Genomic DNA, 13026 nt, shown 5'->3' with positions numbered 1-13026 from the left:
TCAGTTGCAGTACTTCATCTGCAAGAGAACACACTTTAAGAAATATATCAACAGTTTCTTAATATATCTTAGCTAAAATGGATCTGCTTCTTAGTAGGGGGAGTGGGGAGTAGTGAGTGGTGAATCCTCTACTCCTTTTTCTCAAGTTAGGAAGTTATTACCTGTTGCAGTTCACCAGTGACATCTTCTTGGGACTGATTGCCATTAACTGTTAAAAGTTTTTGGCGATCGCGGTAATAATCAATTAAAGGTGCAGTTTCAGTGCGGTACACTTCTAACCGACGACGAATCACCTCTTCGGTATCATCTTTTCGTCCTCTAGCTAGCAAACGTGCAATTACAACTTCATCTGGTGCATCTAGATTGACTACCCTTTCGCCACTCTGATGTATTGTTTCCAGCAATTCTTCTAGAAAAGCCGCTTGCGTCACTTTGCGGGGAAAACCATCAAGAATCCAACCATTTTTTGCATCTGGTTGGCTGAGGCGCTCCTGTACCAAGTCCTGCACTAGCTGGTCAGGGACTAACTCGCCGCTATTTACATAGTTTTGAGCCTTGATGCCCAAATGAGTCTGCTCTTTCATGGCTTGTCTTAATATTTCACCCGTAGAAACATGGGGAATATTCAAGTGTTCAGCCAAAGTTTGAGCTTGTGTTCCTTTACCAGCTCCAGGCGGTCCCAAGAAGATTAGTCGCGTCACTATTGTTTCACCATTCCTTCATAGCGCTGAGAAATCACGTAAGTTTGGATTTGTCTTGCCGTATCAATCGCTACACCAACTAAAATTAACAAAGAGGTAGCACCCAATCCTTTAAATGTGGGTACTCCTAAAGCTCTTTCCACACCTGTAGGGATAATAGCAACGAGTCCCAAAAAGATCGCCCCTAAAAAAGTGAGTCGGTTTGACACGCGCTCGATATACTCACTAGTTGCCTTACCTGGACGAATGCCAGGAATACTAGAACCCATTTTTTTCAAGTTCTGCGCCACATCTACTGGGTTGAGAATCAACGAAGAATAGAAGTAGCTGAAGAAAATGATAGAAATCATGTAGACCAAGGCATAGACCCAAGAGCCAGAACCGCTTGGACTGAGATAAGTGTTAATTATATTTGCCAATTCGGCATTCTTAGCGAAATTAGCAATTAGCAGTGGCAAACTGAGGATGGCCGCGGCAAAAATAATTGGCATTACGCCGCCTTGATTTAGCCGCAAGGGTAAAAAGCTACGTTGTTCTGCCAAAACTCGACGACCTACTTGGCGACGAGCGGAAATAATTGGGATGCGGCGCATTCCTTCCTGCACAACCACAATACCAACAATGGTTGCCAGGAAAACTAAGATCAGTACTATCACGCGACCCACTGTTTCCCGACCGCCGACTTGCACCAAATCGATAGTATCGCCTAAAGCTTTTGGTAATGACGCGACAATGTTGACAAAAATCAACAATGATGCACCATTTCCAATACCACGTTCTGTAATTAGTTCTGATGTCCACATTACGAACATGGAACCAGCCGTCAGAGCGATCGCAGTTTCAGCTACAAAGATTGGCCCTGGATTTAAGGCAAATTGCTGGAGGAATAATGCTGAAAAAGCCACACTTTGAAGAATCGCCCAACATACAGTTACATAGCGGGTAATTTGCGATATTTTCCGCCGACCCGCTTCGCCTTCATTTTTCTGTAAATTTTCTAAAGATGGAATTGCAGCGGTGAGCAATTGGATGATAATGGACGCATTAATGAAGGGTAAAATCCCTAAAGCAAAGACGCCCAAAGTCGAAAGTCCTCGCCCGGAAAATATATCCAATAAACCGAATATGGAATTATTGCCCGATATGGCTTCAGCAAATCTAGGTCTATCAATCCCTGGTACGGGCAAGAAGATGCCCAGGCGAACTAAAATTAAAATACCGACGGTGACAAGCAGCCTACCTCTGAGGCCAGCTGCTTGTGCCATCTGCATAAAAGTTTCTTGAGCCGTTGGGGCTTTATCTCGACTGATCATAGAGTGCTACCTTTATAGTGAACCAGGCGCTGACAGCGAGTTGGCTTGCATTTAAGTGCGCTGTTCCGGCTCACTCATAAGACTTCACAACTCCCACCAGCTGCCTCAATTTTGCTACGAGCTGTACCTGTGAAAGCTGCCGCTTGTACCTTGAGCGGAGTGCTCAATTCCCCGTTACCTAAAATTTTCAATGGTCCCTTGACAGCAGTAAGTATACCTGCTGCTTTCAAGGAGGTCAAAGTTACTTCCGTATTAGCGGGAAGGGAGGCTAGCTTCTCTACATTAATCGTAGTGTAAATTTTCCGATTCACAATCGGAAAGCCCTTCAGTTTCGGTAAGCGGCGGTACAATGGCTGTTGACCACCTTCAAAACCTGGTCGAGTACCACTACCAGAGCGAGATTTTTGACCTCGCATACCTAGACCAGCACTGGCACCTTGACCAGCAGAAATACCTCTGGCTACACGCCGCTTGCGTTTCTTTGAGCCTTTTTGCGGCTTAACATCGTTGAGTCTCATGATGTAATTAGTACTTGTTTACACAAAAGCTCTGTAAGTGCGACTCTACTAAATGTAGAGACTTTCAATAGGAATACCGCGATCTTCGGCGACTTCAGAAAGAGTCCGCAGTGTAGATAAGGCGTTGACTGCGGCTCTAGCATTATTGAGCGGATTATTGGAGCCAAGTTGCTTGGCTAAGACGTTACGAACTCCTGCCAATTCCAATACAGTCCGCACAGCACCACCAGCAATTACCCCAGTACCAGGTGCGGCTGGACGCATAATCACTTTTGCACCGCCACCGACACCATCAATGGGATGGGGGATGGAGTTAGATTTGGTGATTGGGATATCAATGAGGTGTTTTTTACCATCGGCTACGCCTTTTTTGACGGCACCAATTACATCTGAGGCTTTGCCTACTCCTACACCAACTTGACCGCGTTCGTTTCCGACGACAACGATCGCTCGGAAGCTGAGTTTTTTACCACCTTTGACCACCTTACTCACGCGTCGGATTTGGATCACCCGTTCTTGCCAGGTGGTTTCTTCTTTTTTGGCACGCTTTGTTCTACTTTTACGCTCTGTTGCCATAATTTAGTGCTTTGGTGAACGTCATTTGTGAGCCACTCGCTCAGAGGGGTTTCCCCTATGAGTTAACTGGCAGCGAAGCGATAGCGACTGTGCGTAGCGTCACCCGAAGAGTCAGTTGTCATTTGTCCTTTGTCTAATGACTAATGACCAATGATTAATGACTCTAGAAATCTAAACCAGCTTCGCGTGCTGCATCAGCTAATGCTTTGACACGACCATGATATAAGTTACCACCGCGATCAAAGACTACTTTGGTGATGCCTTTTTCTAGCGATCGCACTGCGATCAACTTTCCAACCTGCACCGATGCGTCACGGTTTGCACATGACGCTAAACTAGATTTCAACTCTGGTTCTACAGTCGATGCTGCCACTATGGTTTGATGCTGGGTATCATCAATTACCTGGGCATAAATATGCTCATTTGAACGAAATACCGCTAAACGCGGACGTTCTGGGGAGCCAATAACTTTGCCACGAACACGTCGATGACGACGGTTTTTTGATTCTCTACGAGTGAGTTTCATTTCTACTTCTTACCACCCTTACCAGTCTTACCAGCTTTGCGTCTGACCACTTCACCGGCATAGCGAATGCCTTTACCTTTGTAAGGTTCTGGTGGACGAACGGCACGAATTTTGGCGGCTGTGTTACCTACTATTTCTTTGTCATAGCCGCTGACAATGACATTAGTGGTACCTTCTACGGCAAACTGAATTCCTTCTGGTGGTTCAATTTGCACTTGATGGCTGTAACCCATATTCAAAACTAGGTTACGCCCTTGAACTTGTGCTCGGTAACCAACACCTTGAATTTCCAAACGGCGCTGAAAACCTTGGGAAACTCCCTCGACCATATTCGCAACTAAAGTACGGCTCAAGCCGTGCAGCTGCTTTGAGGTACGAGTTTCATCCCGACGATTTACCTGTAATATTTCTCCTTCTTGGGAGACTGAGACATTAGCTGTGAGAGTGCGAGAAAGTTCTCCTTTTGGGCCTTTCACCACAATATTTGTACCATCAATCGCCACTTGGACTTTGGCGGGAATAGTAATTGGACGTTTACCAATACGAGACATAACTTTTGTCCTTTATCCTGTTATGAGTTATGAGTTATGAGTTTTTATAACTAACTTCTCACTCCTAACTCCTCACTTCTGGTGATTACCAAACGTAACAAAGCACTTCGCCACCCAAGTTCTGACGCCGCGCTTCGCGGTCAGTCATAATGCCACTGGATGTAGAAATAATGGCAATGCCAATGCCACCTAGTACCCTTGGTAATTCTTTTCTATTGGAGTAAACACGCAAGCCAGGCTTACTCACTCGCTTTAAGGCGGTGATTAAAGGCTGACGATTCTTACCTTTGTATTTCAAGGAAATCACCAGATTGCGTTTTACCCCTTCTTCTGCTTCTTCGATTTCAGCAATAAAGCCTTCCTCCCGTAGCACTTTGGCAATGCTCCGGGTCAGTTTTGTCGCTGGCACTTGTGTAGTTTGATGCCGCGCCAGGTTGGCATTGCGGATGCGCGTCAGCATATCTGCAATTGTGTCGTTAGCCGCCATCGTTCCCTCTATAGATGAACTTATTGATCGCGAAAGGGCATTCCTAATTCTTTAAGTAAGGCGCGGCCCTCTTCGTCGTTTTTTGCTGTGGTGATGATAGAAATATCCAGACCACGCACTTGATCGATGCTGTCGTATTCGACTTCTGGAAAAATTAGCTGTTCTCTCACACCCAGAGTGTAGTTACCACGTCCGTCAAAGCTTTTAGGGCTAACGCCGCGAAAGTCTCGAATTCTGGGTAATGACAGGCTAACGAGTCGGTCAAAAAAGGCATACATCCGTTCGGATCTGAGGGTTACCATTATACCCACAGGCATTCCTTGACGAATTTTAAAGCCAGCGATCGCCTTTTTCGCCCGCGTCACCACTGGTTTTTGACCAGTGATCACTGAAATTTCGTTTATGGATGCTTCCAGCGACTTCGCATTTTGAGCTGCCTCACCCAAACCTCGGTTAACAGTAACCTTTACCAACTTCGGTACTTGATGAACGTTGGTATATTGAAACTGATTGATCAGTTTGGGGACGATTGTCTCTTGATATAAGCTTTTGAGTCTTGTTGTCGCCATAGTTTTTTGTCCTGATATCCCTGGGCTTGGTCAGGGAACCTTTGATTTTGGATTTTAGATTTTGGATTTTGGATTAAATTTAAAATCTAAAATTTAAAGTTGGCTAATTCTTATTTATCCAGAATTTCGCCAGTTTTCTTGAGTTTTCTGACTTTTTTGCCTTCTGAGGTAAAGCTATAACAAACACGACTGGCAACGTTTTGCTTAGTAGAATAAAGCATTACGTTGGAGCTATGAATCGGGAATTCCTGGGTGACAATCCGCCCTGATTCTCCTTCTTGCTGGGGTTTGACGTGCTTGGTTTTAATGTTGACACCTTTGACGACAACTTTACTCAGTTGGGGAAGTGCCTGGATAATTTCACCAACTTTTCCTTTGTCTTTGCCAGCAATCACTTGTACGGTGTCGCCAGTTTTGACGTGCATTTTGTGGAATACTTTAGGCGTACCTTGTTTGGTTGCCATTAAAGCACCTCCGGAGCCAGAGAAACAATTTTGGTAAAGTTTTTATCGCGTAGTTCCCGGGCAACCGGGCCAAAGACTCGTGTGCCTCTTGGGTTTCCGTCTTTGTTGATGATCACAGCAGCGTTATCATCAAAGCGAATACTCATGCCGCTGTCACGACTTACGGCTTTACGAGTACGGACAATTACTGCTTCCACGACATCAGACTTTTTTACAGCCATGTTTGGTGTAGCATCTTTGACAACGGCGATAATTTTATCACCAATGAAACCATAACGGCGGTTGCCTCCACCTAAGATGCGGATGCACATTAGTTTACGGGCACCGCTATTATCTGCGACATTCAGGTAAGTCTGGGGTTGAATCACAATTATTCTCCCTTGTAATGTTGTTAGTTTCTAACAACGATGAGGTTTAAGTAGGTTTGACGTTCAGGACTTCTGTGATTTTCCAGCGCTTGGTTTTACTCAGGGGTCTAGTTTCCTGAATGCGAACGCGATCGCCTACTTTACACTTATTTTCTTCGTCGTGAACTTTATATCGTTGGGTATTAACCACAATCTTGCCGTACTTGGGGTGAGGAGCGCGGTTTTCTATGGCAACTACCACAGTTTTTTGCATTTTATCGCTCACTACCAAGCCAACTCGTTCTTTAACTGCCATAATCTCCTACTTTTCTTCTCTAGCCGATTGACTTGCTGCCCGTTTGCGTTCTGTCTCTAGCGTCAACAATTGGGCTAGGCGATGTCGAGCCTGTCTGAACTGGTGAGGTTTTTCTAATTGTCTGGTAGCTTTTTGCAAGCGCAACTGAAATAGTTGTCTTTTGATCGCGACAATTTCCTCAGAGAGTTTCTCGTCACTTAATTCTCTAGCTTCTGAAATCTTGGGAAGAGGCATAAGCTACTCCTGCTCCTGTGGTTGAGAGCGCACAATAAACTTAGTTTTTATGGGTAGTTTAAATGAAGCCAAACGCATAGCTTCACGGGCGATTTCTTCAGAAACCCCACCAATTTCAAACAAAATTCGCCCTGGCTTGACTACAGCTACCCAAAACTCTGGCGAACCTTTACCGGAACCCATCCGGGTTTCAGCAGGACGCATGGTTACAGGTTTATCAGGGAAAATCCGAATCCAGATTTGTCCGCCCCGACGAATATAACGGGTCATTGCTCGACGAGAAGCCTCGATTTGCCGGGAGGTAATCCAAGCAGGCTCTTGCGCTTGGAGTGCAAAATCACCGAAGTTGAGGGTGCTACCACGGGTGGCTAGTCCCTCCATCCGTCCGCGCTGTTGTTTGCGGAATTTAGTTCTTCTAGGGCTTAACATGATTGGCTACTAGGTACTGGGCATTGGGCAAACAGGGCATTGGGCATTGTCAGTTTTCTATGCCTTATGCGCCATGTCCTATTGCCTTTTTATCCTTCATTTGAGCGGTCTTCAAATTGCTGACGACGACGTTGTTGTTGACGACGACGGGGTTCACGCTCGCGATCGCGGGGATCGCGTTCACGATCGCGGCTTGCAGGTGGTAATGGAGTTTCTTCCTGTCCAGGAATAATTTCTCCCTTAAACACCCATACTTTGATACCCAAAATGCCGTAAACAGTTTTTGCCGTGCAATAAGAGTAGTCAATGTCAGCCCGTAAGGTATGTAAAGGGACTCTACCTTCACGAGTCCACTCTGTCCGGGCAATTTCCGCACCGTTGAGCCGACCACTGACTTGGATTTTAATCCCTTGCACGCCAGCGCGTTGGGCCCGCTGAATCGATTGCCGTACTACTCGACGAAAGGAAACCCGGCGTTCTAATTGTTGGGCAATGTATTCAGCAATTAGGTAGGCATCAGCATCAACTCGTTGGACTTCAACTACGTTAATACGAATTTGGCGATTACTACCCAACAGTCCTTGGAGTCCGGTACGTAAGGATTCGATGCCTTGCCCACCACGGCCCACTACTACGCCTGGTCTAGCTGTGCGTACTTCTAAGTCGATTTGGTCGGCTTTGCGCTCAATTCGTACCTCAGAAATACCGGCGTTATTTTGAGCAAGTCTACCCAGCTTTTGTTCTATGTATTGACGGAGTTTGTGGTCTTCTTCTAAAAGTTCTGGATAGCGATCAGGAACAGCAAACCAACGGGATTGATGTTCATGTGTAATACCCAGGCGAAAACCAACTGGATGAATCTTCTGTCCCACGAATGCTTCCTCTAAGATTTCTTACTTTACGCAATTTATTCGTGTAAGCGTGCTTATTTTTCTGGGGCGGCTGCAACAGCCACAGTGATATGACACGTCGGCTTGCGAATTTGGTAAGCTCGACCTTGCGCCCTTGGTTGGAACCGCTTTAGCGGTGGACCTTGATCAGCGTATGCCTGAGTAATTACTAGTTGAGTCCGATCTAAACCAGCGTTGTGTTCGGCATTGGCAGCAGCGCTTCTAAGAACCTTTAATATGGGTTCAGTGGCGCGATAGGGCATGAATTCCAGGATGATTAACGCTTCGCGGTACGATCGCCCCCGGATTTGATCGAGTACCCGACGCACTTTGTAGGCCGAGATGCGGATAAAACGAGCGATCGCCTTCACTTCAGTAGTATTAGTAGCCATAATTTTCTCCAATTTTGTCTTTTTTCATTTGTCATCTGTCATTTGTCTTTCAGATCATGACTAATGACTAATGACTAATGACTACCTACCTGCTTTTTTGTCGCTTTTCCCATGACCTCTGTAGGTGCGTGTCGGGGCAAATTCCCCCAACTTGTGTCCCACCATCTGTTCATTTACAAAAACTGGAACGTGTTGGCGTCCGTTGTGAACAGCTATGGTATGACCTACCATTAGGGGCAAAATTGTTGAAGCTCGTGACCAAGTTTTAATAACTTCTTTTCTGTTGTTGTCGTTGAGCTTTTCAATTTTCTTTAGGAGATGATCCGCAACGAAAGGACCTTTTTTTAGAGAACGACCCATAATTTAATTTTGGATTTTGGATTTTGGATTTTGGATTTAGAATTTCGGATTTTGGATGATTAGGTATCTCACTGGGGTAGAAAATTTGAGAATTTTAATTAAGTAGACCCCAATCTAAAATCTAAAATCCAAAATCTAAAATTCTATGATTCACGACCACCGCGACCACGTTTGGAAGACTTACGGCGACGGCGCACAATCAATTTGCTGCTAAGTTTCTTGCGATTGCGTGTCTTCGCGCCCAATGTGGGTTTACCCCAAGGTGTAACAGGTCCCGATCTACCGATGGGCGCCCTACCTTCACCACCGCCGTGTGGGTGATCTACGGGGTTCATGACGCTACCTCTAACCTTAGGACGGCGACCTTTCCAGCGATTTCGCCCTGCTTTACCTGCACTCAGGTTTCTAGCATCAGTGTTGCCTACTTGCCCAATGGTGGCATAGCACTCGCGTCGAATCAAGCGGACTTCTCCTGAAGGCAACTTGAGAGTTACATAATTACCTTCTTTTGCCACAACTTGAGCGATCGCACCAGCAGCACGCACGATTTGACCACCTTTACCAGGAGTCAGTTCTACATTATGAACACCAGTACCCAAGGGAATCTTTGAGAGCGGTAAAGCATTACCATCTTCAAAGGGAGCCTCAGGTCCAGCAATAATTATTGTTCCAACTTTCAACCCGTTGGGGTGAAGGATGTAGCGTTTTTCGCCGTCTTGGTAATACAAAAGGGCAATTCGGGCATTGCGGTTAGGATCGTATTCAATCGCTGCGACTTTGGCAGGAATATTATGTTTATCCCTTTTAAAATCGATGATCCGGTAAAGTTGTTTGTGTCCGCCACCCCGGCGACGACTAGTAATTCGCCCGTGATTATTCCGACCTTTGGCGCGATGCTTCGAGGTAGTTAGGGATTTCTCTGGCTCAGTTTTTGTAATTTCCGCAAAGTCAGAGATTGTAACTTGGCGAGTGCTGGGGGTATAAGGGCGGTAAGAACGAGTACCCATAATCTATTTTGAATTTTGGATTTTAGATTTACTTAATTTTGGATTTCGGATTTTTGATTTAATGAGTGTTTAACTAATTGCGAGCATCGTAATTATTGAGTAAACTCCTCAATCTAAAATCTAAAGTCTAAAATTTAAAACTCCTAGACTTCTGGGAATAGGACTTGTCTAATCTTGTCTTCATCCCCAGGTGCAACGGTAACAATGGCTCGCTTATATTGGGGCTTATAACCAATAAATTTACCAACGCGCCGCTTTTTACGGGGTGGTAAGATGGTGTTGACTTTTACAACCTTGACCTGAAACAAGTCTTCGATCGCAGCTTTGATTTCTGGCTTAGATGCCTTTGGAATTACTTCAAAGGTGTACTTATTCTGCTCCATTAGGATGGTCGCTTTCTCGGTGACAATTGGGCGACGCACTAAGTCGGCAAGGTCACGGGGGTCAAAGCTAGGCACTGTAGACCTCCTGAATTTTTTCTAGGGCTGATGCCGTAACTACAATCTTGTCAGCGTGCAGTAAATCAAAAACATTTAGCTGGTCGGCTGCAATTAGTTTTAAATTTTCAATGTTGCGGGCTGACAAATAAACGTTATCTGTATCCGCAATCTCAGACAAAATTAACAAGGCCTTGTTTTCTAATGACACTCCCCAACGGGCAAGCGCTGCCACTAACTCTTTAGTTTTGGGGCGAGAGAACTCGGTGCTAAATTCTTCTACTACTATCAAGTCGTCATTGCGACTTACAAATGCTGTCCGTAGTGCTAAACGTCGCTCTTTACGGTTCAACTTGAGGTCAAAGTCTCTGGGCTTAGGTCCAAATATCACACCACCACCACGCCACAGTGGTGAACGAATAGACCCTGCACGAGCGCGACCAGTACCTTTTTGTCGCCAAGGTTTACGACCGCCGCCTCTGACTTCCGAACGAGTTTTTGTACTGGCATTTCCTTGACGAGCATTGGTCAATTGCCGTACTAAAGCGCGGTGCACGATATGAGACGCTGTTTCTTCCTTAGCAGTACGCAACTCGAAGGTCGTCTCGCCGACCTGTTCTCCTTGCCAATTTTTAACTACGCTTTCAACCATGTTTGTTATTTGTCCTTTGTCATCTGTCATCTGTCATCTGTCATTTGCCATTTGTCCTTAGCCAATGACTACTGACTAATGACTTTTGACTATCCCACTATTTTTGCAGGCACAATACTTACTAGAGCGCCCGGTTTACCAGGAATGGCTCCCTTAATTAGCAATAAGTTGCGTTCTGCATCAACTCGCACTATGGTCAGCTTGCGGATTGTGATGCGTTTGCCACCTAAACGCCCTGCCATCCGCTTACCTGGATAGACACGACCTGGTGTTGTACCAGCACCAATAGAACCAGGCGCTCTATGGTTTTTGGAACCGTGTGACATGGGTCCTCGACCAAAGTTGTTGCGCTTCTGGTTACCCGCAAAGCCGCGACCAATGCTTGTGCCGGCTACATCGACAATTTGACCCGCACTAAAAATATCTGCTTTAATCTGTTGACCTAAAGCATAATCACTAGAACTATCAGTGTGATATTCATTTAGGTGACGCAATGCTGGGGCAGATGATTTAGCCAAATGACCCAGTAGTGGTCTGTTTAGTGCCTTTGGTTTAACTTCGCCATAACCAACTTGAATGGCAAAGTAACCGTCGGTTTGTTTCGTTTTAACTTGTGTAACGGTGCATGGCCCTGCTTGAATGATAGTCACAGGAATAGCTACTCCTGCTTCGTCAAATATTTGGGTCATGCCCAGCTTGGTGCCGAGAATACCTACAGACACAGTAACTGGTTCTCCTTTCTAGTTGCTGACCTTGGAATTGGACTTTAGAGGACACGCTTTGTACGCATCAGTTTAGGCTGAGTTAGCCTGCGAAATTTAGAATGGCTTAAATAAACCGCTCCAAATGCTTTGGGACACTACAAACCGTGTCCGTACTGCTTGGTGAATCTGTTTAGCTTCACTCAATAGATCACCAGAACAGTCACAATTCCCTTCCTGTTGGGAAGGAGTAACTTCTGGAAATCAATGCAAGGCGCTACAGCTTTAAGCTGTGTGCAGCAATGCTTTCGTCCAAGCAATTGCTCTGGCACTTTCTGGAGGCAGCGCTGTCGGCGGGTTTTCCGATTTATACACGCCCAAAGGGCGGCTTCCCGGAGTTTGGCTACTGCCGTGTTGCAGTTGGACTTAAGCGGTTTTTACCGCCCAGTATCCGTTAACTGAGACTAACATAATGCCATCAAACCAACATCGCTGCTCAGTTTTACTTCCCTAAACACCTTAAACTATTGCTTAAGATTTTGCCTGCTTATTCACAGGCATAGGAGTAAATTTACCCTGGAGCTTAGGATTGGCTTTGGTTCTTCGTCCATAAGCTCCAATGTTGACCTGAAAGCTTTCTTAGTTTACCAGTCTATTGATCAATCTGAGTTAGTTTTATCCTGTTTGGATTGAATCATCAGCTTTTGATGCTAACACTACCTCAGAATGACAGTAAAAAGGCAATCCAATTTGCGTGTTTGGTCACAATCTAATAATATAAATTATTTATTTATGTTTGTCCAGTAATTTATAGAGTTATTTTTGGAGAGTAGGGAGCAGGGGAGAAGAGTTTTCCCCAATGCCCAACACAACTCTTGGAGAGGCTGCGCCCTAAGCGTAGCTATGCCGCAGGCTTTACGGCAACTCTTAGAGACGCTCTTGCGTTCGCTCAGTACAAGTGCCCAATGCCCAAAGAAAATGCTTTAACTTAATCTATCAGTTCAGGGTAAATAATAGAGATATCTAAGTGGGATAAGACGAAAATCTATGGCACTAATTACTACTGGCAACGGTTTAATCCGCGATCTGGAAAAATTTGGCGCTCTTGGAGTGTATGTACCTCTGGAAGGGGGTTATGAAGGTCGATATCAGCGCCGACTACGCGCAGCTGGCTATACCACCCTCCACATTACTGCTAAAGGACTAGGGGACGTAGCTGCGTATCTCACAAGAATTCATGGAGTCAGACCTCCTCATCTTGGTAAAAAAAGCACTGGTAACGGTGCAGCAGTAGGTCAAGTGTACTATTTGCCACCAATTCTCAATTCTCATTTAGAACAGCTACCACCAAAGTCAAAGGGGCTGGTGTTGTGGATTATTGAAGGGCATATTCTTTCCAATGAGGAACTTGAGTATTTAACGAATTTGCCTCAGCTAGAACCACGAGTAAGAGTAATCATTGAGAGAGGTGGCGATCGCGCTTTCCGTTGGACTTCTCTAGAAAAAACTCTGTTAGCTAGCTAACACTTACAAAAGTTAGGAGTTAAAAATTTAAA

The 13026-nt window shown here is 45.3% G+C and carries 22 protein-coding genes; 2 read left to right on the top strand and 20 right to left on the bottom strand.

Annotation, left to right across the window (positions count from 1 at the left end; genetic code table 11):
* Positions 1–146: 146 nt before the first annotated feature.
* From V7K40_RS05350 to rplC, 20 genes are all read right to left on the bottom strand, one after another.
* Positions 147–701 carry an adenylate kinase gene (locus V7K40_RS05350; protein ID WP_334723656.1) on the bottom strand — a complete coding sequence of 185 codons (555 nt, stop codon included), beginning with the start codon at positions 699–701 and terminating at the stop codon, positions 147–149.
* Positions 701–2014 carry a preprotein translocase subunit SecY gene (gene secY, locus V7K40_RS05345; protein ID WP_334957397.1) on the bottom strand — a complete coding sequence of 438 codons (1314 nt, stop codon included), beginning with the start codon at positions 2012–2014 and terminating at the stop codon, positions 701–703. The genes V7K40_RS05350 and secY overlap by 1 nt, the downstream gene beginning before the upstream one ends.
* A gap of 74 nt (positions 2015–2088) precedes the next feature.
* Positions 2089–2532 (bottom strand): 50S ribosomal protein L15, encoded by a 444-nt coding sequence (gene rplO / locus V7K40_RS05340; protein WP_298905668.1) that lies wholly within the window; start codon positions 2530–2532, stop codon positions 2089–2091.
* Positions 2533–2580: 48 nt separating this feature from the next.
* Entirely contained in the window at positions 2581–3108 is a 528-nt protein-coding gene (gene rpsE, locus V7K40_RS05335) for a 30S ribosomal protein S5 (RefSeq protein WP_323229563.1), read from the bottom strand.
* Positions 3109–3271: 163 nt separating this feature from the next.
* The gene (rplR, locus tag V7K40_RS05330; RefSeq protein WP_196518364.1) at positions 3272–3634 is read right to left on the bottom strand and encodes a 50S ribosomal protein L18; all 363 of its coding nucleotides are present in this window, start codon (positions 3632–3634) and stop codon (positions 3272–3274) included.
* A gap of 2 nt (positions 3635–3636) precedes the next feature.
* Positions 3637–4185 carry a 50S ribosomal protein L6 gene (rplF, locus tag V7K40_RS05325; RefSeq protein WP_334957394.1) on the bottom strand — a complete coding sequence of 183 codons (549 nt, stop codon included), beginning with the start codon at positions 4183–4185 and terminating at the stop codon, positions 3637–3639.
* Between the two features lie 85 nt (positions 4186–4270).
* Entirely contained in the window at positions 4271–4672 is a 402-nt protein-coding gene (gene rpsH / locus V7K40_RS05320; protein ID WP_094349096.1) for a 30S ribosomal protein S8, read from the bottom strand.
* A 20-nt stretch (positions 4673–4692) separates the two neighbouring features.
* Entirely contained in the window at positions 4693–5241 is a 549-nt protein-coding gene (gene rplE, locus V7K40_RS05315; protein WP_334957392.1) for a 50S ribosomal protein L5, read from the bottom strand.
* Between the two features lie 110 nt (positions 5242–5351).
* Positions 5352–5705 carry a 50S ribosomal protein L24 gene (gene rplX, locus V7K40_RS05310; RefSeq protein WP_334957390.1) on the bottom strand — a complete coding sequence of 118 codons (354 nt, stop codon included), beginning with the start codon at positions 5703–5705 and terminating at the stop codon, positions 5352–5354.
* On the bottom strand, positions 5705–6073 hold the full coding sequence (gene rplN, locus V7K40_RS05305) for a 50S ribosomal protein L14 (RefSeq protein ID WP_069070772.1): 369 nt from the start codon (positions 6071–6073) through the stop codon (positions 5705–5707). Before rplN ends, rplX begins: the two co-directional genes overlap by 1 nt.
* 46 nt (positions 6074–6119) lie before the next feature.
* A complete protein-coding gene (rpsQ, locus tag V7K40_RS05300) occupies positions 6120–6368 on the bottom strand; it encodes a 30S ribosomal protein S17 (RefSeq protein WP_100901244.1) in 249 nt (82 codons plus the stop codon).
* 6 nt (positions 6369–6374) lie between these two features.
* Positions 6375–6602, bottom strand: coding sequence for a 50S ribosomal protein L29 (gene rpmC, locus V7K40_RS05295; protein WP_334957388.1), 228 nt, complete (start codon positions 6600–6602; stop codon positions 6375–6377).
* A 3-nt stretch (positions 6603–6605) separates the two neighbouring features.
* A complete protein-coding gene (gene rplP, locus V7K40_RS05290; protein ID WP_273765839.1) occupies positions 6606–7031 on the bottom strand; it encodes a 50S ribosomal protein L16 in 426 nt (141 codons plus the stop codon).
* Positions 7032–7120: 89 nt separating this feature from the next.
* A complete protein-coding gene (gene rpsC / locus V7K40_RS05285) occupies positions 7121–7903 on the bottom strand; it encodes a 30S ribosomal protein S3 (protein ID WP_334957386.1) in 783 nt (260 codons plus the stop codon).
* Between the two features lie 53 nt (positions 7904–7956).
* A complete protein-coding gene (rplV, locus tag V7K40_RS05280) occupies positions 7957–8313 on the bottom strand; it encodes a 50S ribosomal protein L22 (protein WP_069070777.1) in 357 nt (118 codons plus the stop codon).
* An 81-nt stretch (positions 8314–8394) separates the two neighbouring features.
* Positions 8395–8673 carry a 30S ribosomal protein S19 gene (gene rpsS / locus V7K40_RS05275; protein ID WP_012410721.1) on the bottom strand — a complete coding sequence of 93 codons (279 nt, stop codon included), beginning with the start codon at positions 8671–8673 and terminating at the stop codon, positions 8395–8397.
* A gap of 143 nt (positions 8674–8816) precedes the next feature.
* On the bottom strand, positions 8817–9680 hold the full coding sequence (rplB, locus tag V7K40_RS05270) for a 50S ribosomal protein L2 (protein ID WP_273765845.1): 864 nt from the start codon (positions 9678–9680) through the stop codon (positions 8817–8819).
* A 143-nt stretch (positions 9681–9823) separates the two neighbouring features.
* Complete coding sequence (locus V7K40_RS05265) at positions 9824–10138, bottom strand: 50S ribosomal protein L23 (protein WP_094349089.1); 315 nt, start codon at positions 10136–10138, stop codon at positions 9824–9826.
* Entirely contained in the window at positions 10131–10769 is a 639-nt protein-coding gene (gene rplD, locus V7K40_RS05260; RefSeq protein WP_334957435.1) for a 50S ribosomal protein L4, read from the bottom strand. Before rplD ends, V7K40_RS05265 begins: the two co-directional genes overlap by 8 nt.
* A gap of 89 nt (positions 10770–10858) precedes the next feature.
* Positions 10859–11491, bottom strand: a complete 633-nt coding sequence (gene rplC / locus V7K40_RS05255) for a 50S ribosomal protein L3 (protein ID WP_334723664.1) — start codon at positions 11489–11491, stop codon at positions 10859–10861.
* A gap of 281 nt (positions 11492–11772) precedes the next feature.
* On the opposite strand from rplC, the gene V7K40_RS05250 reads away from it, so the two are divergent.
* Together V7K40_RS05250 and V7K40_RS05245 are read left to right on the top strand one after the other, a co-directional pair.
* Positions 11773–11928 carry a hypothetical protein gene (locus V7K40_RS05250; protein ID WP_273765849.1) on the top strand — a complete coding sequence of 52 codons (156 nt, stop codon included), beginning with the start codon at positions 11773–11775 and terminating at the stop codon, positions 11926–11928.
* Between the two features lie 589 nt (positions 11929–12517).
* Complete coding sequence (locus V7K40_RS05245) at positions 12518–12994, top strand: NAD(P)H-quinone oxidoreductase subunit N (RefSeq protein ID WP_334957384.1); 477 nt, start codon at positions 12518–12520, stop codon at positions 12992–12994.
* Positions 12995–13026: the final 32 nt, after the last annotated feature.

Source organism: Nostoc sp., from assembly GCF_036917195.1.
Classification (GTDB): Bacteria; Cyanobacteriota; Cyanobacteriia; order Cyanobacteriales; family Nostocaceae; genus Nostoc.
Note: the sequence above shows the minus strand (reverse complement) of the source record. Positions and strands in the feature narration are given on the sequence as shown.

What these genes read in the sequence shown, in the direction of transcription:
- V7K40_RS05250 (WP_273765849.1), top strand. Translation starts at nt 11,773, where the DNA reads ATGCTTTCGTCCAAGCAATTGCTCTGGCACTTTCTGGAGGCAGCGCTG.
- rplF (WP_334957394.1), bottom strand. Translation starts at nt 4,185, where the DNA reads ATGTCTCGTATTGGTAAACGTCCAATTACTATTCCCGCCAAAGTCCAA.
- rplO (WP_298905668.1), bottom strand. Translation starts at nt 2,532, where the DNA reads ATGAGACTCAACGATGTTAAGCCGCAAAAAGGCTCAAAGAAACGCAAG.
- rpsS (WP_012410721.1), bottom strand. Translation starts at nt 8,673, where the DNA reads ATGGGTCGTTCTCTAAAAAAAGGTCCTTTCGTTGCGGATCATCTCCTA.
- rpsQ (WP_100901244.1), bottom strand. Translation starts at nt 6,368, where the DNA reads ATGGCAGTTAAAGAACGAGTTGGCTTGGTAGTGAGCGATAAAATGCAA.
- rplX (WP_334957390.1), bottom strand. Translation starts at nt 5,705, where the DNA reads ATGGCAACCAAACAAGGTACGCCTAAAGTATTCCACAAAATGCACGTC.
- rplV (WP_069070777.1), bottom strand. Translation starts at nt 8,313, where the DNA reads ATGGCTACTAATACTACTGAAGTGAAGGCGATCGCTCGTTTTATCCGC.
- rplR (WP_196518364.1), bottom strand. Translation starts at nt 3,634, where the DNA reads ATGAAACTCACTCGTAGAGAATCAAAAAACCGTCGTCATCGACGTGTT.
- rplP (WP_273765839.1), bottom strand. Translation starts at nt 7,031, where the DNA reads ATGTTAAGCCCTAGAAGAACTAAATTCCGCAAACAACAGCGCGGACGG.
- rplD (WP_334957435.1), bottom strand. Translation starts at nt 10,769, where the DNA reads ATGGTTGAAAGCGTAGTTAAAAATTGGCAAGGAGAACAGGTCGGCGAG.
- rpsE (WP_323229563.1), bottom strand. Translation starts at nt 3,108, where the DNA reads ATGGCAACAGAGCGTAAAAGTAGAACAAAGCGTGCCAAAAAAGAAGAA.
- rpsH (WP_094349096.1), bottom strand. Translation starts at nt 4,672, where the DNA reads ATGGCGGCTAACGACACAATTGCAGATATGCTGACGCGCATCCGCAAT.
- rplE (WP_334957392.1), bottom strand. Translation starts at nt 5,241, where the DNA reads ATGGCGACAACAAGACTCAAAAGCTTATATCAAGAGACAATCGTCCCC.
- rplB (WP_273765845.1), bottom strand. Translation starts at nt 9,680, where the DNA reads ATGGGTACTCGTTCTTACCGCCCTTATACCCCCAGCACTCGCCAAGTT.
- secY (WP_334957397.1), bottom strand. Translation starts at nt 2,014, where the DNA reads ATGATCAGTCGAGATAAAGCCCCAACGGCTCAAGAAACTTTTATGCAG.
- rpmC (WP_334957388.1), bottom strand. Translation starts at nt 6,602, where the DNA reads ATGCCTCTTCCCAAGATTTCAGAAGCTAGAGAATTAAGTGACGAGAAA.
- V7K40_RS05245 (WP_334957384.1), top strand. Translation starts at nt 12,518, where the DNA reads ATGGCACTAATTACTACTGGCAACGGTTTAATCCGCGATCTGGAAAAA.